The following is a 21,828-nucleotide window of genomic DNA, read 5'->3' as shown; positions in this document are numbered from 1 at the left end:
CGACCGCTCGCCCCACGGCGGCGTGCGGGTGCGGGTATGCCTGCCGGTGGTCGAGGGCTAACCAGGTGGTTGAACGGCGCGTGCTCATCATCAACGACCATGCCTTGCTGGGCGAGAGTCTGGCGCGGTTCCTCGGCTCCAGCGGCATGCGGGCACTGTGGTGCGGCGACCCGGCCCAGGCCATGCAGTGCGTCCGTGAGCAGGTCTGGGACGTGGTGCTGCTCGATTTGTCGCTGCCTGCGGGCAATGGCCTGGATCTGCTCAAGCGCATCAAGCTTGCGCATCCCGATCTGCCGGTGCTGATCCTGAGCATGCACTCGGAGCAGCAATTCGCCCTGCGCGCGCTGCGCGGCGGCGCCGCAGGTTATCTGACCAAGGGCTGCAGCCCGGATGTGCTGGTCGAGGCGATTCACAAGGTGGCGCAGGGCGGGCGCTACCTCACCCCGGGCGTGGCCGAGCAACTGGCCAGATACATGCACGAGGGCGACGCGGCGCTGGAGCCGCACGCCCGTCTGTCCGACCGGGAAATGCAGGTCTTCCTGCGGCTGGTCACAGGCAAGTCGCTGAACCAGGTGGCCGAGGAACTGCACATCAGTTGCAAGACCGTGAGCACGCACAAGACCCGGCTGATGAAAAAGCTCGGGCTCGGCAACGACGCCGATCTGGTGCGGTATGCAATACATCAGGGCATCGTGCACTGACAGCGTGCGGCCCGTCCGCTGACCGGATGCGCAGCGCGGGCGACGTGCTCAGCGTTGCCTTTTTATACTGCCGCGGATGCACCCCGCCTTCTCGCCAGACCGCGCCACACAGCTGGCGCGCGATACCCTCGACATCGAGGCCCGTGCGCTGCGCGCATTGCGCGAGCGCTTGCAGGCGCCGCCGCTGGCCGCGGCGTTTGCGCAGGCGGTGCAGTGCATGCTGCAAAGCCGCGGCAGGGTCGTGGTCTCGGGCATGGGCAAGTCGGGTCATGTCGGGCGCAAGATCGCCGCCACGCTGGCCTCCACCGGTACGCCGGCCTACTTCGTCCACCCGGCCGAGGCCAGCCACGGCGACCTCGGCATGGTCACGCGCGACGATGTGTTCCTCGCCCTGTCCAACTCGGGCGAGACGGAGGAACTCACCCGTATCGTGCCGCTGGTCAAGCGCCTAGGCGCCACGCTCATCAGCATGACCGGCCGCACCGATTCCACGCTGGCGCGGCATGCCGACATCCTGCTCGACTGCGCGGTGGAACAAGAGGCCTGTCCGCTCAACCTCGCGCCCACGGCCAGCACCACGGCACAGCTTGCGCTGGGGGATGCGCTGGCGGTGGCGCTGCTCGATGCCCGCGGCTTTGGCCCGGAAGACTTCGCCCGCACCCACCCCGGCGGCAGCCTGGGGCGCAAGCTGCTCACCCATGTGCGCGACGTGATGCGCAGCGGCGACGCCGTGCCGAGTGTGCCGGGCGAGGCGCCGTTCACCGCGGCGCTGATGGAAATCACCCGCAAGGGCCTGGGCATGACCGCGGTGGTCGACGCGCAGGGCGTGCTCGAGGGCATCATCACCGACGGCGACCTGCGCCGGTTGATCGAAAAGGGCGCCAACCTCAACACCCTGCAGGCGCAGCAGGCCATGCACCCGCAGCCGCGCACCATCGGCCCGGACGCGCTGGCGGTCGAAGCGGTGCAGCGCATGGAGCAGTTCCGCATCAACCAGCTGCTGGTGGTCGATGCGCAGGGTCGGCCGGTGGGCGCGCTCAACATGCACGACCTGTTTGCCGCCAAGGTCATCTGAACCAGGACGATTGCCCCAATGGATGCCACGCCCCACCTCGTCTTCGATCCCGAGCTGGTGCTTGCCGCGCTCGACGTGCGCCTGCTGCTGCTCGATGTGGACGGGGTGCTCACTCCCGGCGATTTGCTCTACGGCGCGCAGGGGGAGGAACTCAAGCGCTTTTCCACCATCGATGGTCACGGCTTAAAGCTGCTCATGAGCACCGGTGTCGAGCCGGTCATCCTCTCCGGCCGCGACAGTCCCGCGCTTCGGGCGCGCATTGCCGAACTCGGCCTGCGGCACAGCATTCTGGGCAGCAGCGCCAAGCTGCCCGCAGCGCAAGCTCTGCTCGACCGCCTGCAATTGCGCTGGACACAGGTGGGCGTCATCGGTGACGACTGGCCCGATCTGGCGCTGATCGACCGCGCCGCTTTCAGCGCCGCGCCGCCCGGCAGCCATGCCGAGGTGCTCGCCCGGGTGCGCCATGTCACCCGCGCCCCCGCCGGCCTGGGCGCGGTGCGCGAAGTCTGCGATCTGCTGCTGACCGCGCGCGGCGCCTACGCCGCCCTGCTGCAGGACGCGCTCGACGGCAAGCCGCATACCCCGCCGCGCGCTGCCGGAGGCGTTGCGTAATGCGCCCCAACCTGCGCCATCTCTGGCTGCGCCTGAGCGCGTGGATTCCGATCGTGCTGCTGGCGATTGCCGCGGCGTTCAGCTGGTGGGTGGCGCAGGTGGTGATGCGGGCCGAGCAGCCGGCGCGCATCGGCCCGGCGCATTCTGACCTGCCCGACTACCTGCTGCGCGATTTTTCCGCCGCCAGCTATGACGCGCAGGGCCAGCTCCGCGCGGTGTTGCGCGGCGTGCAGATGGTGCACCTGCCCGCCACCGACACCTTCGACATCACCGCCCCACAGCTGCGGTCGATCAACCCGCTGGGCGGGGTCACCACCGCCAGCGCCTTGCGCGGCCTGGCGAACAAGGATGGCAGCAATGTGCAGCTTCTGGGCAACGCCGTGGTGCAGCGCAGCGGGTCGGCCGGGAAGCCGCCGATCGTGGTGCGCAGCGAGTTTCTCAACATCTTCCCCAACCAGCAGATCGTGCAGTCCAACCGGCCCACCCTGGTGCAGCAGGGCCAGACCCGGTTTTCCGGCGACAGCCTCGACTTCAACGGCATCGCGGGCACAGCGTCGATGCAGGGCAGGGTGAACGCTGTGCTCTTCTCTCCCGGCGTCGTGCCGCCTGCCAAACCATGACCGCCGCGCCGCACGCCCCGACCGTGCTGATTACCGGTGCCTCCAGTGGCATCGGTGCCGCGCTGGCTGCGGCCTATGCCGCGCGCGGCTGGCGGCTGGTGCTCATCGCCCGTCGCGCCGAACTGCTGGAGCAGGTCGCGCGCGACTGCGGACTGGCACCGCACGACACCGCCCGGCTGCGGCTGATCGCGCTGGACGTGCGCGACACCGACCGGCTACACACCGAGGCGCGCAGCCTGCTGCGCGACTGGGGCTGTCCGCAGGTGGTCATCGCCAATGCCGGCATCAGCCACGGTGTCGATCTGTCGCAGGCGGACGATCTGGATGTGGCCATCGACATCATGGACATCAACTGGGCTGCAGCGCTGGCGACGCTCTCGCCGTTCATCGCGCCGATGCGCGCGCGCGGCAGCGGCACGCTGGTGGGCATTGCCAGCGTGGCCGGGGTGCGCGGCCTGCCCTGCCATGCGGCCTACTGCGCGAGCAAGGCTGCGTTGATCCGCTCGCTCGAGAGCCTGCGGGTCGAACTGCGCACAAGCGGCGTGAAGGTGGTCACCATCAGTCCCGGTTATGTCCAGACCCCGATGACCGAGGGCAACCGCTTTCGCATGCCGTTTCTCATTCCGCCGACGGTGTTCGCGCGCCGTGCGCTGAGCGCGATCGACGCCGGGCGGGCCTACGCCACTATTCCCTGGCAGATGGCGATTCTGTCCAAGTTTTTGCATATCGTGCCGCGCGCCGTGTTCGACCGCTTCGCCGCACGCTACGGCCGCAAGCCGCGCAAGGACGACTGCGCGCCCTGCCACGGCATGACGCGGCGCAACCGCATCCGGCGTGGCAGGCGGTGACATGCTGCGCTCAGGCTGCTGCCGCCTGCATCAGCGCGGCCTCCAGGATGTCCAGCGCCTGCGTGAACAGGGCGTCCGAGATGGTCAGCGGAAACAGGAAGCGGATCACGTTGTAGTCCACACCGCAGGTCAGCAGGATGAGGTGACGCTGCAGCGCAGCAGTCTGCACCGCCTGGGTGAATGCGGCGTCGGGCAGGCCGGTGGCGGGATCGTTGAACTGCACTGCGACCATCGCACCCAGGCCGCGCACATCGCTGATCTGTGGCACCCGCGCGCGCAGGGCGGTCAGCCGCGTCTTGAGCTGGTCGCCCAGGCGCTGGCCGCGCTCGGGCAGGCGCTCGTCATGCATCACATCGATCACGGCAAGCGCCGCAGCCACGGCCATGGGGTTGCCGGCATAGGTGCCGCCCAGCCCGCCGGGCGCGGGCGCGTCCATGATCTCGGCACGGCCGGTCACGGCCGACAGCGGCATGCCCGCGGCAAGCGACTTGGCAATGGTCATCAGATCGGGCAGCACGCCGGTCTGCGCGTAGAAATGCTCCATCGCGAACAGCTTGCCGGTGCGGCCAAAGCCGGTCTGCACCTCGTCGGCGATGAGCACGATGCCGTGCTGGTCGCACAGCGCGCGCAGCCACTTCACCGCCTCGGCCTGGATGACGTTGAATCCGCCCTCGCCCTGAATCGGCTCGAAAATCATCGCGGCCACGCGCGAGGGTTCGATGTCGGCCTTGAACAGCCGCTCCACCGCCTTCTTCGTTTCGTCCAGACTGGCGCAGTGGCAGGGAAATGGGGCGTGGTAGATCTCGGGCGGGAAGGGGCCAAAGCCTGCCTTGTACGGCTGCACCTTGCCCGTGAGCGATACGGCGAACAGGCTGCGGCCGTGGAACGCGCCGCCGAAGGCGATCACCCCCGGCCGTCCGGTGTGGGCGCGGGCGATCTTGACCGCGTTTTCCACGGCTTCTGCGCCAGTGGAGAACAGCGCGGTTTTCTTGGCATGGCTGCCCGGCGTCAGCGCATTGAGCTTCTCGGCGAGCGCGACATAGCTCTCGTAGGGCACGACCTGATAGCAGGTGTGGGTGAAGCGCTGCAGCTGCTCCTGCAGTGCGGCGACGATGCGCGGGTGGCGGTGACCGACGTTGAGCACGGCAATGCCGCCGGCAAAGTCGATGTAGCGCTGACCTTGCACGTCCCAGAGCTCGGCGCCTTCGGCGCGGTCGGCGTAGAAACTGGCCATCACGCCCACACCGCGCGGGGTGGCGGCGGCGCGGCGGGCCTGCAGTTGTTCGTTGAGCGCGTGGTTCATCGCGAGTCTCCGCGGGGTTCACAATCCCCCCAACTCTCCCCACGCGTGCGCAGGGAGCAGAACCTTGCTCCTCCACGACACCGTGGGCCAGGTTGACAGGGAGTGTTGTGTGGGTCAGTTCGCGCCGTCGATGCGCATCCAGGTGGTCTTGAGTTCGGTGTATTTGTCGAAGGCGTGCAGCGATTTGTCGCGGCCGTTGCCCGACTGCTTCACCCCGCCGAACGGCACGGTGATGTCGTCCTCGTCGTACTGGTTCACATGCACCGTGCCGACCTGCAGCGCGCGCGACACCCGCACCGCGCGGTCGAGGTTGCGGGTCCACACCCCGGCGTGCAGGCCGTAGGTGCTGTCGTTGGCGATCGCCACGGCCTCCGCCTCGGTCTTGAAGCGGATGACCGACAGCACCGGGCCGAAGATTTCCTCCCGTGCGATTTTCATGCTGTTGCGCACGCCGTCGAACACCGTGGGCGCGACATATTGCCCGCCCGTGTCCTGCAGTGCGCGGCAGCCGCCGGTCACGCAGCGCGCCCCTTCGTCGATACCGGCCTGGATGTAGCCCAGCACGGTCTGCGTCTGCGTTTCATCGACCAGCGCACCCAGCACCGTGCTGGCATCGAGCGGGTCGGCGGGGTGGTATTGCGGGGTGAGTGCGGCGAGCTTTTCGACGAAGGCATCGGCGATGCTGTCCTGCACCAGCAGGCGCGACGGCGCGTTGCAGCTTTCGCCCTGGTTGTAGAACATGCTGTCGATCGCGGTGGCGGCGGCGCGGTCGAGATCGTCGAAGTCGGCGAACACGATATTGGCCGATTTGCCACCGAGCTCGTTATACACGCGCTTGAGGTTGCTACGGCTGGCGTATTCGAGCAAGCGCCGACCGGTGCGGGTCGAGCCGGTGAAGCCGATCACGTCCACATCCATGTGCAGCGCCAGCGCCTCGCCAGCCTCATGGCCATAGCCCGGCACGACGTTGAACACACCTTCGGGCAGCCCGGCCTCGAGTGCCAGCTCGGCCAGACGCAGCGCGGTGAGCGGCGATTTTTCCGACGGCTTGAGCACCACGCTGTTGCCCGCAGCCAGCGCCGGGCCGAGTTTCCACGCCGCCATCAGCATGGGATAGTTCCACGGCACGATCGCACCGACCACGCCGACGGGCTGGCGGGTGATCAGCGCTAGCGCGCTGTCGGCGGTGGGGGCGATCTGGTTGTAGACCTTGTCCACCGCTTCGCCGAACCACTGCAGGCAGCGCGCCGTGGCCGGCACGTCGGTGGACAGGCTGTTCCTGATCGGCTTGCCCATGTCCAGGGTTTCGAGCAGCGCCAGCTCGTCGCGCGTGGCGCGCACACGATCGGCGAATGCCACCATCACCTTCTTGCGCGCGGCCGGCGGCTGCCCGGCCCAGCGGCGGTCGTTGAATGCGACGCGGGCGCTGGCCACGGCGCGGTCGATGTCCGCCGCCTTGCCGCGGGCGACGCGGGCGATCACCTTGCCGTCGATCGGCGAAATGCAGTCGAACAGACTGCCGTCCGCCGCATTCCAGCGCCGACCGTCGATGACCATGCGGCCGTCGATGCCGCGCTGGATCAGATCGGCCGCGTGTTGATGCCAGATGCGGTTGAAGTTGTCGGTCATGCGAATCTCCGGGAGAAAAGCAGCCGGTTTTCGGCCGGCCTGTGGGTTGGTCTAAAACGGCAGATCAGTCAGAAACTGACCATCGCCAACGCAGCGAGCAGGTCGTCGCAACAACGCCAGGGCGCCTACTTTTTCACCTTCCCTCGGCTGTCATGAATCCCACGCCGAATTCCTTTGTTTGCTGCGGCTCGGCATCTATCCGCAAGGCCTGCGCCGCCTGCTTGGCGCGTAGACGTTCGCGGCGTGCCATCAACAGGCTGCTCACCGCCACAGCGATGATGACCAGATAGACCGTGATTGCGCCGACCACATTGATGGTCGGGCTCAGGCCCAGCCGGGCGCGCGAGAAAATGACCACCGGCAAGGTGGTACTGCCCGGGCCGGAGAGAAAGGCGGAGATCACCACCTCATCGAGCGACAGCGAAAACGCCAGCAGCCAGGCCGACACCAGGGCCTGCGAAATGGACGGCAGGGTGACCAGCATGAACACCTGGAACGGCCGTGCGCCCAGATCCATCGCCGCTTCCTCGATGGAGCGATCCATTTCCTTCAGCCGCGACTGGACGACCACCGCGGCATACGAGATGGCCATGACGGTGTGGCCGATGAAAATGGTGAAAAAGCCTTTTTGCGGAAAGCCCAGCGCTTTTTGCATACTGACAAAGAACAGCAGCAGCGCCAGTGCGATCACCACCGTGGGCATGACCAGCGGAATGTTGATCATGAAGTTGAGCAGGCCCTTGCCGAAAAAGCGCTGGTAACGCACCAGCGCGAAGGCCGCCAGCGTGCCCAGCAGAACCGACGTGGTGGCGGTGGCCAGTGCCACCTTGAGCGACAGGATCAGGCCGCTGATCACCTCCTGGTCGTGCACCACCGCGCCGTACCACTTGAAGGTCCAGCCGCCCCAGATGGTGACCATGCGCGAGTCGTTGAACGAATACACCACCAGCACCACGATGGGCAGGTAGAGAAACAGGTAGACCAGGATCATCCAGGTCAGCGGCAGTACCGCGTTCTTTTTCATCGCATGCCCTCCAGGCCCCTGGTCTGGTAGCGGTTGAACACCGCAATGGGCAGCAGAATGAGCACGATCATCACAATGGCCACCGCCGAGGCTCGCTGCCAGTCGAGGTTGAGGAAAAACTCGTTCCACATCACCCGGCCGATGTTCAGTGTCGATGGTCCGGCCAGTAGCTCAGGGATGACATATTCCCCCACCGCCGGAATGAACACCAGCAGGCTGCCTGCGACGATGCCCGACCTGGACAGCGGCACCGTGACCAGCCAGAAAGTCTTCAGCGGCGTGGCGCCCAGATCGGCGGCGGCTTCTTCGAGGCGATGATCCATTTTCACCAACGTGGCGTACAGCGGCAGGATCATGAACGGGATGTAGCCATACACCATGCCCACCATGAACGAGAACTCGGTGAACATCATGCGCAGCGGGGTGTGGATGATGCCAGTCCACATCAGCACCTGGTTGACCAGGCCGTTGATGTCGAGCAGGTTTTTCCACGCGTAGATGCGGATCAGGAACGAGGTCCAGAACGGCAGCATCACCAGCATTAGCAGGGCAGGGCGCACCGTGGGCCTGGCGCGGCTGATGAAATACGCAAACGGATAACCGATGACCAGGCACAGCACCGTGGTCAGAGCCGCATACCAAAGCGACGACAGGTAGGTGACGATGTAGAGGCTGTCGCGCACCAGCGCCAGATACGCAGAAAAGCGGATATGGATCTGCAGCGCATCGTTGACATAGCTGACCAGCGGGTCAAAGCCGATACCCAGCGCGTCGGTCTGCGATACGCTGATCTTGAGCAGGATAAAGAACGGCGCGAGCAGAAAGGCCAGCAGCCAGATCTGCGGAATGCCGATCACGACTTTGCGGCCCCAGTTGAAGGGCTTGCGCACCTTGCGCGGCGCGGGGGTGTCGATGCTGCTGGGCATGATCGCCTCCCCTGCCTCAGTCGACGATGACCACTGGCGCATTGGGCGCCCAGTGCGCGGTCACGGGCGTGCCCAGCTCAAAAGGATCGGCATGCCGATCGGCGTTCGACACGGTCACGCGCACGCGGCGCGTGCTCGGCAGCAGCACTTCATAGGCGGTATAGCTGCCCATGTACGAGCGGCCGGATACCGTGCCTTGCACCGCGTTGTAGGGGTGGGTGTGGTGGCCTTGGGTGAGGATCATCTTTTCCGGGCGCAACGCAATGCTCAGCGGCATGTTCAGGGTGCCACTGATGCCGTGGCCAATATGGAACAGCGCATCTTCGGTTTGCACTTCGCAATGGTCGGGTTCGTCGGTGACCAGCCGCCCGTCGAACAGATTGACATTGCCGATGAAGTCGGCAATGAAACGGGATTGCGGGTGCTCGTAGATCTCCATCGGCGTGCCCAGTTGCAGAAACGCGCCATCCTTCATCACCGCGATGCGGTCGGCCATGGTCATCGCCTCCTCCTGGTCGTGGGTGACCATCACGCAGGTCACGCCAACCTTGCGCAGAATGTTGACCAGCTCCAACTGGGTGCGCTCGCGCAGCTTCTTGTCCAGCGCGGCCAGCGGCTCGTCGAGCAAAAGTAGCTTGGGGCGTTTGGCCAGGCTGCGCGCCAGCGCTACGCGCTGCTGCTGCCCGCCGGAGAGTTGGTGCGGTTTGCGCTTGGCATACGGCTTGAGCTGCACGAGGTCGAGCATCTGCTCGACCCGCGCGGCGATGTCAGCCTTGGCCATGCCGTCCCGCCTCAGGCCGAAGGCGATGTTGTCGAACACGGTCAAGTGCGGAAACAGCGCGTACGACTGGAACATCATGTTGATCGGCCGCTCATAGGGCGGCAGCTCGGTGATGTCCTGTCCCTCCAGATAGATGCGGCCGGCGGTCGGGGTTTCGAAACCGCCAAGCATGCGCAGCAGCGTGGACTTGCCGCATCCGCTCGAGCCGAGGAGCGCAAAGATTTCGCCCTGCTCGATGTCGAGATGGATGTCGTTGACCGCGACGATTTCGTCGAAGCGGCGGGTGATGCCGTCGATCCGCAGAAAAGGTTTGGCACTCGGGGTGGGGAGCGTCACGTCGCGAACTCCATCATTCGGTCGAACAGATTGGGTGGGATTGGATTCGGTGAGGTCCTGCAGCACGCGCGGCAGGGCGCGCGCTGCGGCAGCCGGGTCAGAAGTTGTGAATCTTTCTGCTGCGCGGCCCGCTGGCCGCAAAGCGCGGTGCTCGGGCCTCGCCGATCTGGTTGATCTGTCTGGGCCTTGCGCGCCGTGCGCATGGGCAACAGCCCGTTCGCGACGAAATCTTCACAACTTCTCAGATCACAGGCCGGTCTTGAACTTGGTGTACAGACGGGTCACCAGACGACGCTGCTCCGGGGTGTAGACCTTGGGCGGAATCAGCTTGGCCAACATGTCGGGCTTGAGGAACACGAAGTCGTTGTCCCGGATCTTCGGGTCGACGTAGGGCAGCGAGGCCGGCACCGGGTTGGCGTAGGTCACGGTGTTGGTGTCGGCTGCGGCCACCTTAGGCTCGAGCACATAGTTCATCCACTTGTAGGCGTTGTCGATGTTTTTGGCATCGGCGGGAATCGCCATGGTGTCGATGAAAATCACGGCGCCGTGGGTGGGCGGGAACACCTTGATGTTCACCCCATTCTTTGCCGCCTTGGCGCGCGCCGCGGCAATGCCCATGTCACCCGACCAGCCCAGCGACATGCAGATCGAGCCGCTGGCCAGGTCGTTGATATAGCCCGAGGAGGAGAACAGGGTCACGTCCTTGCGCACCTTCTGCACCATCGCAAAGGCTCTTTCGAAATCGGCCGGGTTCTGCGTGTTCTGCGGAATGTGCAGGTAGTTGAACGCGGCCTCCATGATGTCGCCGCCAGAGTCGAGCATGGAAATGCCGCAGGACTTGATCTTGTCGGCGTAGGTCGGATTGAAGACCAGGTCCCACGGGTTGGCCGGCATGGGCGTGGAACCCAGCGCCTTTTCTACCTTGTCGACATTGATGCCCACGGTGGTGTAGCCCCACATCCAGGGAATGAGGTATTTGTTGCCGGGATCGACTTCTGCGAGCTGCTTCATCAGACCCGGGTTGAGATTCTTGTAGTTGGGGATCTTGGACTTGTCCAGCGGGTGCAGCAGGCCGCCCTTGATGTCGATCGCTGCCCAGTTGGACGAGGGCACGACGATGTCGTAACCGGTGTCGCCGGCCACCAGCTTGGCGAACAGGGTTTCGTTGGAATCGAAGGTGTCGTAGCGCACCTTGATGCCGGTTTCCTTTTCGAAGTTGGGCACCGTGGTCGGGGCGATGTAGTCCGACCAGTTGTAGATGTTGAGCACCCCGGCGGCACGCGCCGGTGCAGCCGCGCCGAAGGTCAGAGCCGCAACACTCGCGAGACACGCCGCCAGCAGCTTACCGCTGAACGACTTCTTCTTCTGCAGATTGTGTGACATGAAAACTTCTCAAGTTGTGTGAAGACGAGTGGAAAACGACAGGTGAAACAAACTCCCCTATGCAATTCCCGTGCCAGTATCCAGTGCTGGACTGAGACAAGAATGGCGATTTATACCAATCCCTTGGCTCGTAGGGCAGAAAGTGTGTCATCTAGGCTACGGCGGATGCGGCGAATCATCTCGTCGATCTCGGCATGGGTGATGACCAGCGGCGGGGCGATGATCATGCGCTCCTCGACCGCGCGCATCACCACGCCGTTGTTGAAGCAGTGGTCGCGGCAGAGATAGCCCACGCCTAGATCGGCTGGAAACAGGGTGCGGCTCGCCTTGTCCTTGTACAGCACCATCCCGGCCACCATGCCGAGCGAATCGACATCGCCCACCAGTGGGTGGTCAGCCAGGGTGGCGAACCGCGCCTTTAGGTACGGCGCGGTGTCGGTGGCTACGCGCTCGACTACGTCCTCGTCGCGCAGCGCGCGGACGTTGGCAATTGCCACGGCGCAGCAGGTCGGGTGGCCCGAGTAGGTGAAGCCGTGGTTGAAGTCGCCGCCCTGCTCGATCAGCACCTGGGCCACGCGGTCGCTCACCAGCACCCCGCCCAGCGGCAGATAGCCCGAGGTCACGCCTTTGGCGAAGGTGATCAGGTCAGGGCGAATATTGATGTGCGGATGCTGGCAGCCGAACCAGGTGCCCAGCCGGCCAAAGCCGCAGATCACCTCGTCGGACACCAGCAGGATGCCGTACTTGTCGCAGATGCGCTGGATTTCGGGCCAGTAGCTCGCGGGCGGGATGATGACCCCGCCCGCGCCCTGCACCGGCTCGCCGATGAACGCGGCCACCTTGTCGGCGCCCAGCTCCAGGATCCTGGCTTCCAGCCAGCTTGCCGCGCGCAGGCCGAAGTCGTGCGCGCTTTCGCCCGGCCTGCCGTGCTGCAGCTGGTAGGGCTGGTCGATGTGGGTGATGCCCGGCAGCGGCAGGTCGCCCTGTTCATGCATGCCGCGCATGCCCCCCAGCGATGCGCCGCCCAGGGTGCTGCCGTGATAGGCGTTGTGGCGGCTGATGAGGGTCTTGCGCTGCGGCTGGCCCATCAGATCCCAGTACCGCCGCACCAGGCGGATGACGGTGTCGTTGCCCTCCGATCCGGAACTGGTGAAAAACACATGGTTGAAGCCTGGCGGCGCCACCTGCGGCAGCAGCGCCGCAAGCTCCGTGGCGGGCGCCGTGGTGGTCTTGAAAAAGGCGTTGTAGAACGGCAGGGTCTGCATCTGCCGCATCGCGGCATCGACCAGATCCTGCCGGCCGTAGCCGAGGTTGACGCACCACAGCCCAGACATGCCGTCGATGATCTCGTTGCCGTCCGAATCCCAGATGCGCACGCCCTGGCCGCGCACGATCACGCGGCTGCCTGCGGCGTTCAAGCTCTTGGTGTCGCTGAAGGGGTGCAGGTGATGCGCGGCGTCCTTGGCGCGCAGCGCGGCGGTGTCGAAGGGGGGTAGATCGTTGGGCTTCATGCGCGTCTCCGTCTCGGGGGTGTGTCTGTCGTGCGGGTGAAGCGGTGCGTCAGACATGCAGCAGTAGGTGCTCGCGCTCCCAGGGGCTGATCACCTTCATGAACTCGGCGTACTCGCTCATCTTCACCGCCTTGTAGATGCCGCAAAAGCGCTTGCCCAGCACGGCCTCGACTTCCGGTACCTCGTCGAGCAGGCGCACCGACTCGGACAGGCTTTGCGGCAGCGGTGTGGCGTTCGGTGCCTGATAGGCGTTGCCGGTCATCTCCGGGAGCGCGGCAATCTCGCTCACCATGCCCAGGTAGCCGCATGCCAGGGTGGCCGCCAGTGCGACATAGGGGTTGGCATCGGCGCCGATGACCCGGTTTTCCACGCGGCGGTTCTGCGCATTGGCAAACGGCACGCGGATGCCCACGGTACGGTTGTCCGCGCCCCATTCCACATTGGTCGGCGCCGCGGTGTTGGCCACCAGGCGGCGATACGAGTTCACATACGGCGCAAACAGCGCCATGACGTGCGGGATGTATTTCTGCAAGCCGCCGATGTAGTGGTAGAACAGCTCGGACGCGCTGCCATCGGGCTTGCTGAAAATGTTCTGCCCGGTCTTGCGGTCGACGAGGCTCTGGTGCACATGCATGGCGCTGCCGGGCTCGCCGGCCATGGGCTTGGCCATGAAGGTGGCGAACATGTTGTGCCGCAGCGCCGCCTCGCGCAGGGTGCGCTTGAAGAAAAACACCTTGTCGGCCAGGTTGAGCGGATCGCCGTGCAGGAAGTTGATTTCCATCTGTCCGGCGCCGATTTCGTGAATCAGCGTGTCCACGTCGAGGTCCATCGCCTCGCAGTAGTCGTAGATGTCCTCGAACAGCGGATCGAACTCGTTGACTGCGTCGATGCTGTAGTGTTGGCGCGAGGTTTCGGCGCGGCCGGAGCGGCCGATGGGCGGGCGCAGCGGCTGGTCGGGGTCGGTGTTCTTGTCGACAAGGTAGAACTCGAGCTCGGGCGCCACCACCGGCTGCCAGCCTCTTTCGGCGTAGAGCTTGAGCACGTTCTTCAGCACGGTGCGCGGCGCATAGTCGACTGGCTCGCCGTCCTTGAAGTAGCAGTCGTGGATCACCTGCGCAGTGGGGTCGGTGGCCCAGGGCACGACGCGGGCGGTGCACGGATCGGGCACCAGGTTCATGTCGCGGTCGGTGTCGGCGATCAGGGTCTGCAGGCGTTCATCCTCGGGCCAGTTGCCGGTGACGGTCAAGCCGATGATGCTCTCGGGCAAACGCATGCCGCGGTCTTCGGTGAACTTGCTGCGCGGCAGGATCTTGCCGCGCGCCACCCCGGTGAGGTCGGGCACGAGGCATTCGATCTCGGTGATGCGCTGGCTATTGAGCCAGCCTTCGAGGTCGTTGAAGGTCCAGTACTTGCGGTTGTCGCTGGTGCTGCTCATGGTGAGATTCCAGTGTGCGTTTCCGTGATGATGTCAATGGCCCCGTCCGCTTTGAACGCCAAGGGCGGACGGGTTGTTGCTCAGGCAGCGCACGCCAGCACACCGCCGCGCTTGCGCGCGGCGAACTGCCGGCAGGCGTTGCCGAATGCGGCATAAAGCGCACGTGAGACGGGGTTTTGCGCAGCCTGCCATTCGGGATGCCACTGCACCGCCAGCACGAAGCCGGCATCGCTGCGGTGGGCGGGTTCATAGGTGTAGGCCTCGATCAGCCCGTCCGGTGCATGCGCCTGCGCGACCAGATCGGGGGCGAGGGTCTGGATGCCCTGGCCGTGCAGGCTGTTGACCTCCCAGGAGTCAGTGCCGACGAGAGCCGCAAGCCGCCCGCCGGGCACCGCCTGCACGCGGTGCGCTGGGCCGTACTGCCCGGCCACGTCCTGCGTTTCGTCTTCGCGGTGGTCGGCAAACCCCGAGGTGTTGTGCACCTCCTGCAGCAGAGTGCCGCCCAGCGCGACATTGATTTCCTGAAACCCGCGGCAGATGCCGAACACCGGAATGCCGCGCGCAATGGCAGCGCGGATCAGCGGCAGGGTCGTGGCATCGCGCGCCGGGTCGGCCGGGGACTCGGGATTGCTCAGCGCCTGGCCGTAGTGGTGCGGCTCGATGTTCGACGGCGAGCCGGTTAGCACCAGCCCGTCCAGGTCGTCCAGCACCGCCTCCAGCGGCAGGCTGCTGCCCAGCGACGGCAGCAGCCATGGCATCACGCCAGACAGTGGCAGTAGTGGGTCGACATATTTTTGCGTGACCGTGTAGGTGGGGTGCCCACCGAGCCATTTCAGGTCGGTGGTGACGGCAACGCGCGGCAACGGGGCGGAAAGGGACATGGTCGATGTGGTACGAATTCAGGACAGACGGCAGGACAGGCGGGGGCATACCGGCAGGCACAGACCGCCGATAGCAGCGCATTGCAACATAGGCTGCCCCGGCAGGCCGGTCCGGCACGACCTGGCTTGTGCCCAGCTTTGGTGCGCCACAACACTGCAACACGCTTTCAAGATGACCCGGAAAGTCTGCAAAAGACTAGGGTTTTCCATAGGTTAGGTGGGTTTGATGCTGTCAATTTAGCTGCCGATTGGTACTCTCGGAAGTGCCACTCTTGGGTTTTGCCATGGGGCCAGTATGGCCTGACACATCCTGATGCGACTTCACGCCTTGTCCGAACTTCTGTTCACCGAACTGCAGCGCGAGGCGTCGGATGCCGCCGCAGCCCCGTTGAACAGGCGGCTGTATCTGTCGCTGCGCGGCGCCATCCTGTCCGGCCGCGTCACCGCCGGGGTGCAACTGCCCTCCACCCGCGATCTGGCGCGCGACCTGGGTCTGTCGCGCAACACGGTGATGTCGGCGATCAACCAGCTCACGGCCGAGGGCTACCTGATCGCACGGCAGGGCAGCGGGACCTTCGTTTCTGACACCTTGCCCGAACTCGGGCCGCTGAGCCCGCCTGTGCGCGGACGCAAGCCGACGCCGCTTGCCATTGCGCCGGGCGAATCGCCACGCGAGCTATCGCAGCGCGGCCGTCTGCTCACGGCGCAATCGGGTTGCGCCGAATTCGAGGTGCAGCCGTTTGCGCCGGGCACCATCGAATTTGCGGAATTCCCGATCCAGACCTGGCAGAAGCTACAGGCCAAGTACTGGCGCAGCCTCGACCGCAACCTGCTCGACTACGGGCAGGAAGGCGGCTATATGCCGCTGCGCGCGGCGATCGCGGCTTACCTGAGCCTGTCGCGTTCGGTCCGGGTCACGCCCGAGCAGGTGCTCATCACCTCGGGCACGCAGCAATCGCTCGATCTGGCCGCACGCCTGCTCACCGATCACGGCGACGAAGCCTGGGTAGAAAACCCCTGCTACTGGGGCGCCCGCCGCGCGCTGCAGGCTGCGGGGCTCAGTCTCAAGCCCATCGATGTCGATCCGGAAGGCATGGCCCCTTCGACCGCTGACTGGCAGCAGGGGAGGCCGCGGCTGATCTATGTCACCCCCTCGCACCAATACCCGCTCGGCCATGTGATGAGCCTGCAGCGCCGCCGCGCGCTGCTGCAGTTCTCCGCGCAGCAGCGCTGCTGGATTTTCGAGGACGACTACGACAGCGAATTCCGTTTCGGCGGCCGCCCGTTCGCCAGCTTGCAGGGGCTGGACGAACACGCGCAGGTGCTGTATTCGGGCACTTTTTCCAAGGTGATGTACCCCGGCATCCGCCTGGGCTATCTGGTGGTGCCGACCGATCTGCTGTCCGCGTTCAACACCGGGCTGTACGACCTGTATCGCCCAGGTCAGCTGATGCTGCAGGCGGCGCTGACCGACTTCATCACCGAGGGGCATTTCAACACCCTGATCCGCCGCCTGCGCGTGGCCTACCAGGCACGGCGCGACGAACTGGCGCGACGCATCCAGCGCTGCCTGGGCGATCGGGTGCAGATCTCGGGGCAGGATTCCGGGCTGCATCTGTGCCTGCTGTTTCGCGACCAGGAGGCAGTCGACGATGAGGCCATCGCCCGCGCCGCCGCGGCACAGGGCATGACCGTGCGGCCACTGTCACGCTACTACCTCGGTGCGCCTCGGCGGCGCGGGTTGATCCTAGGCTATGCCTACGTGCCCAATGAGCGCGTGCCACCCTGGGCGCAAAAGCTGTGCGAACTCATCCGCAGTCAGCTGCCGCAATGAGTCACCCCCGCCCGACAGAGCGTGGATTGGGGCAGCAGCCCGCTGCGGCGCAAACGCAAAAACGCCGCTACACCGCCGCGTGCGCCACGCCGGCGAGCTGTTCCATCCGGGCCTTGTCGTTGCGCAGGGTAGCGGCGTCGCCGCTGTAGATGATTTCGCCCTCGGCCAACACGTCAGCGCGGTCGGCCAGTTGCAGCGCGAGAAACGCGTTCTGCTCGACCAGCAGCACGGAAATGCCCTCTTCTTTCATGCGGCCGACCGTGCGCATGACCTCCTGCACGATCACCGGTGCCAGGCCCTGCGACGGCTCATCGAGGATGAGCAGCCTTGGGTTGAGTAGCAGCGCGCGCGCAATGGCCAGCATCTCCTGCTCGCCGCCGGAAAGCCGCCCGCCCTTGCTACTACGACGCTCATGCAAGCGGGGAAACAGCTTGTACACCGCGTCGATCGTCCAGCGCCCCGGGGTTTCTTGCACCACCAGCAGATTCTCGTGCACCGTGAGGTGGCCAAAAATCTTGCGGCCTTCGGGCACATAGCCCACGCCCAAAGACGCGATGCGGTGCGGCGAGGCGCCGGTCATGTCCTGGCCGAAAAACTTGATGCGGCCCTGGCGCGGCGGTGTCAGCCCCATGACCGAGCGCATGGTCGTGGTCTTGCCCGCGCCGTTGCGGCCGAGCAGAGCGACGAGTTCGCCTTCGCCCACGGTCATCGACACACCCTTGAGGATGTGGCTCTTGTCGTAATAGGTGTGAATCGCGTCGAGTTCGAGAACGGCGGTCATGGCTGCTGTGTCCTGTGCATCAGGCGGCCTGCCCGAGATAGGCGGCCTGCACCTTGGCGTTGCGGGAAATGTCGTCGGCGGTGCCTTCGGCCAGCAGGCTGCCGTTGTCGAGCACGGTGATGCGGTCAGCGATGCCGAACACGATCTCCATATCGTGCTCGACGAACAGGATGGTGATGCCCCGGTTCTTGTTGAGGTCGCGGATCAGCGCGGTCATGTGGTGCGTTTCCTCATCGCCCATGCCCGCGGTCGGCTCGTCGAGCAGCAGCAGCCTGGGATTGCGCGACAGGGCGATGCCTACCTCGACCACACGCTGGTCGCCGTGCGACATTTCACCGGTGATGCGATCGGCCTTGCCGTCGAGCTTGACCAGGTGCATCAATTCCTCGACCTGGTCGTCGATGCGCTTGCGCAGCGCGCGGCTCATCCACGGGCGCAGATTCACGCCCTGCGCCACTTCCACGGCGATGCGCAGGTTTTCATATACCGTGAGCGACTGGAAGATTTCGGTGATCTGAAAGGTGCGGATGATGCCGCGCTTGACCAGCTCGGATGGGTTGACGGTCTGAATGGGCTGACCGTCGAACAGAATCTGACCCTCGCTGGGCGGGAAGAATCCGCTGATCAGGTTGAACAGCGTGGTCTTGCCCGCACCGTTGGGACCGATGACTGCGCGCAGCTCGCGCGGCTGCACCGTCAGCGAGACATCGGTCAGCGCCTTGATCGCGCCAAACCGGCGTGAGACGTTGTGCAGCTCGAGCAGGCTCATTTCGTCCCTCCCCTGCGCTGTAAAAAGCCCATGATGCCCAGCGGGAAGAACAGCACCGACAGCACGAAGATCAGGCCGATGACCGACATCCAGTTGTCGGTCACGGTACTGGCGTAGTCGCGCACCAGCACGAAAATCGCCGCGCCCACCAGCGGTCCCCAGAAGCTGCGCATCCCGCCCAGCACCGCGATCACCACCAGATCGCCCGAAAAGGTGTAGTTCAGCGTGTTCGGCGAGGTGAAGTTGTCCAGCAGCGCATTGAGGCCACCTGCCAGCGCGACGATGAAGCCCGACAGCGCAAACGAGATGGCCGCATACCGCTGCACCGGCAGGCCGAGGAAAGTCAGGCGTTTCTGGTTTTCGCGGATTGCCACGAAGGTGTGGCCTAGCGGCGAATTCAGCACGATCCACAGGACCAGCGCGCCCAGTGCAAAGCAGGCGACGACCAGGTAGTAAAAGCCCAGCGAACCCATGGTCCAGTCGAGCCCGGGAAGATGCAGGGTGTGGCGCGAAAATCCGGTCAGGCCGTCGTACCCGCCGGTCACCGCCTGCCAGCGGATGGCGATGAAATAGAACATCTGGCCGATGGCAATGGTGATCATCGCAAAGTAGATGCCGCGCCGGCGCACCGCGATCGGTGCCAGCACCGTGGCGACGATGCCGCCCAGCAGCATGCCACCCAGCAGCGCCAATAGCACGTTGTGCGTCATGTATTTGAGCATCAGCCCCACGCCATACGCGCCCAGGCCGAAGTAGGCGGCATGGCCGAACGACAGCCCCCCTGTATAGCCCAGCAGCAGGTTCAGCCCCATCGCGGCCAGGCCATAGATCAGCACCCGCGAAGCGATATCGTTGTAGCCGCCGACATAGTGCAGCCAGGCCGGGACGGTGAGCAGCACCAGCGCCAAAATCGCGGTGCCAAACCGTTGTTTGCGGGAAGAGGTGTGCATGGCAGGGCGCGGTCGGGTCAAGAGTGAGGCAGGTGCATTCATTCGAACAATCCTTCCTGTCCCATCAGTCCGCGCGGCCGCACCACCAGCATCAGCCCCATGATGAGGTAGATCACTGCCTCGCTCGCCGCGGGAAAATAGGCCGTGGTGATGCCGGAGGCCACGCCGATGATCAACCCGCCCAGCAGCGAGCCCAGCAGCGAGCCCACCCCGCCGACGACGATGGCGACAAAGGCCGGCATCAACAGCCCATCGCCCATGGTCGGGTCCAGGCCGAGCTGCCCGGCGGCCAGAATGCCCGCCACGCCAGCAAACACAATGCCGATGACAAAGTTCGCGGTACGCAGCAGGTAAATGTTCACGCCGAGCGCCGAGACTGTTTCAAGGTCGGCGTTCCCGGCGCGGATGCGAATGCCCAGCCGCGTATAGCGCAACACACCGAACAGCACCGCCGTACCCACCAGCGCCACAGCGACCACGAACAGACGGTAGCCGGTGAGGAAAAAGTAGCTCTGGCTCAGCGGGTGGCCGAGCGCCTCGGGGATGGACAACGGCACACCGATGGCGCCCCAGATGGTGCGGATCATGTCCTGCATGATCAGCGCCAGGCCAAAGGTCAGCAACAGCGAATACAGCGGGTCGCGCCCGTACAGGCGGCGGATGAGCAAGACCTCGACCACCAGGCCCAGCACGCCGGCCAGCAGCGGCGCCACCAATAGCGCGCCCCAGAATCCCAGGTGCGGTTCGAGCGTGTAGGCGAAATACGCCGCCAGCGCCATGAACGCGCCCTGCGCAAAATTGATGGTGTTGTTCAGCCCGAGAATCAGTGCCAGGCCCAGCGCCAGCAGGGCATAGAACGCGCCGGTGATCAGGCCGTTGAAGGTGTTGAAAACCAGAACGATGTTCAAGGCGAAGCCTCCGCAGCGGCAGCAGGATCAGGCGCGAACCCGCCAGCCGACGGGTTCGCCCAGATGCGAAACAGCCCTTCAGGCGTGCGGCAGCACGCAGCCGGTTTCCGATGGCGGCAATGCGATCTTCTCGCCCGGCACGATGGAGCTCACGTCGAACAGATTGGGATAGGTGCCGGTTTGGATGACATGACCGGGGAACATGCCCAACATCAGCTGATGATCTTGCGCCCGGTAGTACACATTGCCCGGCTGCAGCGCGATCTCGGGCGGCAGCGCCAGCCCTTCCATCGCCTTGACCACCTTGGCCGTATCGAGTGACTTGGCCTTTTCCACAGCGAGCCTGATCGCATGCGTGGTGGCATAGCCAAACCACACCCGCGCGGTGGGGTACTCGCCCTTGTGTGCGGCGCTGTAGCGTTTGACAAAGTCGGCCACATGCGGGGTGTTGGGTTGTTTCCAGTACCACTCCATGGTCCACCAGCCATAGCGCGCAGCTTCCGGCAACGCCTGCGCCTGCTCCAGCTCGAACAGCGCACCGCCCACTGCCATGCCTTTGTTGATGCCGAACTGCGCGATCTGCTTCATGCAGTTGACCTGGTCGTTGCCCACCAGCAGCAGGCACAGCACATCGGGTGACTTGGCCTTCACGTCGATCAGGTACGACGAAAAATCGGTCGTGCCCACGGGCACCAGCGCGCCGCCGACCACGGTGCCGCCGACCTTCTTGAGCTGCGTGGTGTAGTCGGCCTGTTCGGACTGGCCAAAGGCATAGTCGGTGGTCAGAAAGTACCACTTTTTGCCGAACTTCTTGTAGAGCGTCTCGAAGTCGCCTGCGGTCAGCATCCAGGTGGTCGAGCAGGTGCGGAAGGTCGTGGTCTTGCATTCCTTGCCGGTCAGGCTGTCGACGTGGCCGCCGGTGCAGACGAACAGCTTGTCATGGCGGTTGGCGAACTGCGACACCGCCAGCGACGACGCCGAGTTGACCGTGCCCATGAGGAAATCCACCTTGTTCTGGCTCACCAGCCGCGCAGCCTTGTCCACCGAGGTGCCGGGGTTGCCCGCGCCATCCTCGACGATGAGCTGCAGCGGCCGGCCCAGGATGCCGCCAGCCTTGTTGATCTCGGCCTCGGCGAGCTGCGCACCCTTGATCTCGCTCTGGCCCAGTGCGGCAAAGGTGCTGGTGATCGGGTCGATCATGCCGATCTTCACCGGTGTCTCGCTCGCTCCCCAGCTGGGCGGCAGCGAGGTACCCAGCAGCGCGGACAGCCCTGCTGCGCCGCCCGCCTTGATCAGCGTGCGGCGATCTATCTGAACCCGATCCAATGCGTCGTCCTTGTCCATGCCTGTCTCCTGTGGTGTCACTGAAATGACCTGTTTTGTGATGCAAGGCGACTATAGGCAGGGCAAATCAAAAGAGATAGGGGACGATCGCGACTCAAGTGCAACGCCATGTAAGCGCCGTGACATCGTGTCAGGACGCGCCAGCGCCTGCGGCAAAAACCTCAGGGTCAACCCGCA

General features: G+C 65.0%; 20 protein-coding genes. 6 read left to right on the top strand and 14 right to left on the bottom strand.

What is annotated here, in order from left to right; all coding sequences use genetic code 11:
• Positions 1 to 80: 80 nt before the first annotated feature.
• The 5 genes from ACZ47F_RS02980 (at position 81) to ACZ47F_RS02960 (ending at position 3,856) form a co-directional block, all read left to right on the top strand.
• Positions 81 to 701, top strand: a complete 621-nt coding sequence (locus tag ACZ47F_RS02980; protein ID WP_464925820.1) for a response regulator — start codon at positions 81 to 83, stop codon at positions 699 to 701.
• Positions 702 to 777: 76 nt separating this feature from the next.
• A complete protein-coding gene (locus tag ACZ47F_RS02975) occupies positions 778 to 1,776 on the top strand; it encodes a KpsF/GutQ family sugar-phosphate isomerase (protein ID WP_464925819.1) in 999 nt (332 codons plus the stop codon).
• An 18-nt stretch (positions 1,777 to 1,794) separates the two neighbouring features.
• Complete coding sequence (locus tag ACZ47F_RS02970; RefSeq protein ID WP_464925818.1) at positions 1,795 to 2,388, top strand: KdsC family phosphatase; 594 nt, start codon at positions 1,795 to 1,797, stop codon at positions 2,386 to 2,388.
• On the top strand, positions 2,388 to 3,008 hold the full coding sequence (lptC, locus tag ACZ47F_RS02965) for an LPS export ABC transporter periplasmic protein LptC (protein ID WP_464925817.1): 621 nt from the start codon (positions 2,388 to 2,390) through the stop codon (positions 3,006 to 3,008). The genes ACZ47F_RS02970 and lptC overlap by 1 nt, the downstream gene beginning before the upstream one ends.
• A complete protein-coding gene (locus ACZ47F_RS02960; protein WP_464925816.1) occupies positions 3,005 to 3,856 on the top strand; it encodes an SDR family oxidoreductase in 852 nt (283 codons plus the stop codon). Before lptC ends, ACZ47F_RS02960 begins: the two co-directional genes overlap by 4 nt.
• A 10-nt stretch (positions 3,857 to 3,866) precedes the next feature.
• On the opposite strand, the gene gabT is transcribed toward ACZ47F_RS02960, so the two are convergent.
• The 9 genes from gabT to ACZ47F_RS02915 all read right to left on the bottom strand — a co-directional run bounded on the left by gabT (position 3,867) and on the right by ACZ47F_RS02915 (position 15,065).
• Positions 3,867 to 5,159, bottom strand: a complete 1,293-nt coding sequence (gene gabT, locus ACZ47F_RS02955; RefSeq protein ID WP_464925815.1) for a 4-aminobutyrate--2-oxoglutarate transaminase — start codon at positions 5,157 to 5,159, stop codon at positions 3,867 to 3,869.
• Between the two features lie 114 nt (positions 5,160 to 5,273).
• Positions 5,274 to 6,788, bottom strand: a complete 1,515-nt coding sequence (locus ACZ47F_RS02950) for an aldehyde dehydrogenase (protein ID WP_464925814.1) — start codon at positions 6,786 to 6,788, stop codon at positions 5,274 to 5,276.
• A 133-nt stretch (positions 6,789 to 6,921) separates the two neighbouring features.
• Entirely contained in the window at positions 6,922 to 7,812 is an 891-nt protein-coding gene (locus ACZ47F_RS02945; RefSeq protein ID WP_464925813.1) for an ABC transporter permease, read from the bottom strand.
• On the bottom strand, positions 7,809 to 8,738 hold the full coding sequence (locus ACZ47F_RS02940; protein WP_464925812.1) for an ABC transporter permease: 930 nt from the start codon (positions 8,736 to 8,738) through the stop codon (positions 7,809 to 7,811). Before ACZ47F_RS02940 ends, ACZ47F_RS02945 begins: the two co-directional genes overlap by 4 nt.
• A gap of 16 nt (positions 8,739 to 8,754) precedes the next feature.
• Positions 8,755 to 9,855, bottom strand: coding sequence for an ABC transporter ATP-binding protein (locus tag ACZ47F_RS02935; protein WP_464925811.1), 1,101 nt, complete (start codon positions 9,853 to 9,855; stop codon positions 8,755 to 8,757).
• 246 nt (positions 9,856 to 10,101) lie between these two features.
• Entirely contained in the window at positions 10,102 to 11,238 is a 1,137-nt protein-coding gene (locus tag ACZ47F_RS02930; RefSeq protein ID WP_464925810.1) for an extracellular solute-binding protein, read from the bottom strand.
• A 110-nt stretch (positions 11,239 to 11,348) separates the two neighbouring features.
• The gene (locus ACZ47F_RS02925) at positions 11,349 to 12,749 is read right to left on the bottom strand and encodes an aspartate aminotransferase family protein (protein WP_464925809.1); all 1,401 of its coding nucleotides are present in this window, start codon (positions 12,747 to 12,749) and stop codon (positions 11,349 to 11,351) included.
• Positions 12,750 to 12,798: 49 nt separating this feature from the next.
• Positions 12,799 to 14,184 carry a glutamine synthetase family protein gene (locus ACZ47F_RS02920; protein ID WP_464925808.1) on the bottom strand — a complete coding sequence of 462 codons (1,386 nt, stop codon included), beginning with the start codon at positions 14,182 to 14,184 and terminating at the stop codon, positions 12,799 to 12,801.
• Positions 14,185 to 14,264: 80 nt separating this feature from the next.
• Complete coding sequence (locus ACZ47F_RS02915; protein ID WP_464925807.1) at positions 14,265 to 15,065, bottom strand: gamma-glutamyl-gamma-aminobutyrate hydrolase family protein; 801 nt, start codon at positions 15,063 to 15,065, stop codon at positions 14,265 to 14,267.
• Between the two features lie 313 nt (positions 15,066 to 15,378).
• On the opposite strand from ACZ47F_RS02915, the gene pdxR reads away from it, so the two are divergent.
• Positions 15,379 to 16,899 carry a MocR-like pyridoxine biosynthesis transcription factor PdxR gene (gene pdxR / locus ACZ47F_RS02910; RefSeq protein WP_464925806.1) on the top strand — a complete coding sequence of 507 codons (1,521 nt, stop codon included), beginning with the start codon at positions 15,379 to 15,381 and terminating at the stop codon, positions 16,897 to 16,899.
• Between the two features lie 67 nt (positions 16,900 to 16,966).
• Here pdxR and ACZ47F_RS02905 read toward each other — a convergent pair whose 3' ends face one another.
• The 5 genes from ACZ47F_RS02905 to ACZ47F_RS02885 form a co-directional block, all read right to left on the bottom strand.
• Positions 16,967 to 17,680 carry an ABC transporter ATP-binding protein gene (locus ACZ47F_RS02905; RefSeq protein WP_464925805.1) on the bottom strand — a complete coding sequence of 238 codons (714 nt, stop codon included), beginning with the start codon at positions 17,678 to 17,680 and terminating at the stop codon, positions 16,967 to 16,969.
• Between the two features lie 19 nt (positions 17,681 to 17,699).
• On the bottom strand, positions 17,700 to 18,449 hold the full coding sequence (locus tag ACZ47F_RS02900) for an ABC transporter ATP-binding protein (protein WP_464925804.1): 750 nt from the start codon (positions 18,447 to 18,449) through the stop codon (positions 17,700 to 17,702).
• The gene (locus tag ACZ47F_RS02895; RefSeq protein ID WP_464925803.1) at positions 18,446 to 19,399 is read right to left on the bottom strand and encodes a branched-chain amino acid ABC transporter permease; all 954 of its coding nucleotides are present in this window, start codon (positions 19,397 to 19,399) and stop codon (positions 18,446 to 18,448) included. The genes ACZ47F_RS02900 and ACZ47F_RS02895 overlap by 4 nt, the downstream gene beginning before the upstream one ends.
• Before the next feature lie 38 nt (positions 19,400 to 19,437).
• The gene (locus tag ACZ47F_RS02890) at positions 19,438 to 20,307 is read right to left on the bottom strand and encodes a branched-chain amino acid ABC transporter permease (protein ID WP_464925802.1); all 870 of its coding nucleotides are present in this window, start codon (positions 20,305 to 20,307) and stop codon (positions 19,438 to 19,440) included.
• Between the two features lie 78 nt (positions 20,308 to 20,385).
• Entirely contained in the window at positions 20,386 to 21,651 is a 1,266-nt protein-coding gene (locus tag ACZ47F_RS02885) for an ABC transporter substrate-binding protein (RefSeq protein ID WP_464925801.1), read from the bottom strand.
• Between the last annotated feature and the right edge of the window lie 177 nt (positions 21,652 to 21,828).

It is taken from the genome of Thiomonas islandica (genome assembly GCF_055383445.1).
Note: the sequence above shows the minus strand (reverse complement) of the source record. Positions and strands in the feature narration are given on the sequence as shown.

Excerpts from the sequence above, each read along its gene's own strand:
- ACZ47F_RS02975 (WP_464925819.1), top strand. The coding sequence starts at position 778 with ATGCACCCCGCCTTCTCGCCAGACCGCGCCACACAGCTGGCGCGCGAT.
- ACZ47F_RS02970 (WP_464925818.1), top strand. The coding sequence starts at position 1,795 with ATGGATGCCACGCCCCACCTCGTCTTCGATCCCGAGCTGGTGCTTGCC.
- lptC (WP_464925817.1), top strand. The coding sequence starts at position 2,388 with ATGCGCCCCAACCTGCGCCATCTCTGGCTGCGCCTGAGCGCGTGGATT.
- ACZ47F_RS02960 (WP_464925816.1), top strand. The coding sequence starts at position 3,005 with ATGACCGCCGCGCCGCACGCCCCGACCGTGCTGATTACCGGTGCCTCC.
- gabT (WP_464925815.1), bottom strand. The coding sequence starts at position 5,159 with ATGAACCACGCGCTCAACGAACAACTGCAGGCCCGCCGCGCCGCCGCC.
- ACZ47F_RS02950 (WP_464925814.1), bottom strand. The coding sequence starts at position 6,788 with ATGACCGACAACTTCAACCGCATCTGGCATCAACACGCGGCCGATCTG.
- ACZ47F_RS02945 (WP_464925813.1), bottom strand. The coding sequence starts at position 7,812 with ATGAAAAAGAACGCGGTACTGCCGCTGACCTGGATGATCCTGGTCTAC.
- ACZ47F_RS02940 (WP_464925812.1), bottom strand. The coding sequence starts at position 8,738 with ATGCCCAGCAGCATCGACACCCCCGCGCCGCGCAAGGTGCGCAAGCCC.
- ACZ47F_RS02930 (WP_464925810.1), bottom strand. The coding sequence starts at position 11,238 with ATGTCACACAATCTGCAGAAGAAGAAGTCGTTCAGCGGTAAGCTGCTG.
- ACZ47F_RS02925 (WP_464925809.1), bottom strand. The coding sequence starts at position 12,749 with ATGAAGCCCAACGATCTACCCCCCTTCGACACCGCCGCGCTGCGCGCC.
- ACZ47F_RS02920 (WP_464925808.1), bottom strand. The coding sequence starts at position 14,184 with ATGAGCAGCACCAGCGACAACCGCAAGTACTGGACCTTCAACGACCTC.
- ACZ47F_RS02915 (WP_464925807.1), bottom strand. The coding sequence starts at position 15,065 with ATGTCCCTTTCCGCCCCGTTGCCGCGCGTTGCCGTCACCACCGACCTG.
- pdxR (WP_464925806.1), top strand. The coding sequence starts at position 15,379 with ATGCGACTTCACGCCTTGTCCGAACTTCTGTTCACCGAACTGCAGCGC.
- ACZ47F_RS02905 (WP_464925805.1), bottom strand. The coding sequence starts at position 17,680 with ATGACCGCCGTTCTCGAACTCGACGCGATTCACACCTATTACGACAAG.
- ACZ47F_RS02900 (WP_464925804.1), bottom strand. The coding sequence starts at position 18,449 with ATGAGCCTGCTCGAGCTGCACAACGTCTCACGCCGGTTTGGCGCGATC.
- ACZ47F_RS02895 (WP_464925803.1), bottom strand. The coding sequence starts at position 19,399 with ATGCACACCTCTTCCCGCAAACAACGGTTTGGCACCGCGATTTTGGCG.
- ACZ47F_RS02885 (WP_464925801.1), bottom strand. The coding sequence starts at position 21,651 with ATGGACAAGGACGACGCATTGGATCGGGTTCAGATAGATCGCCGCACG.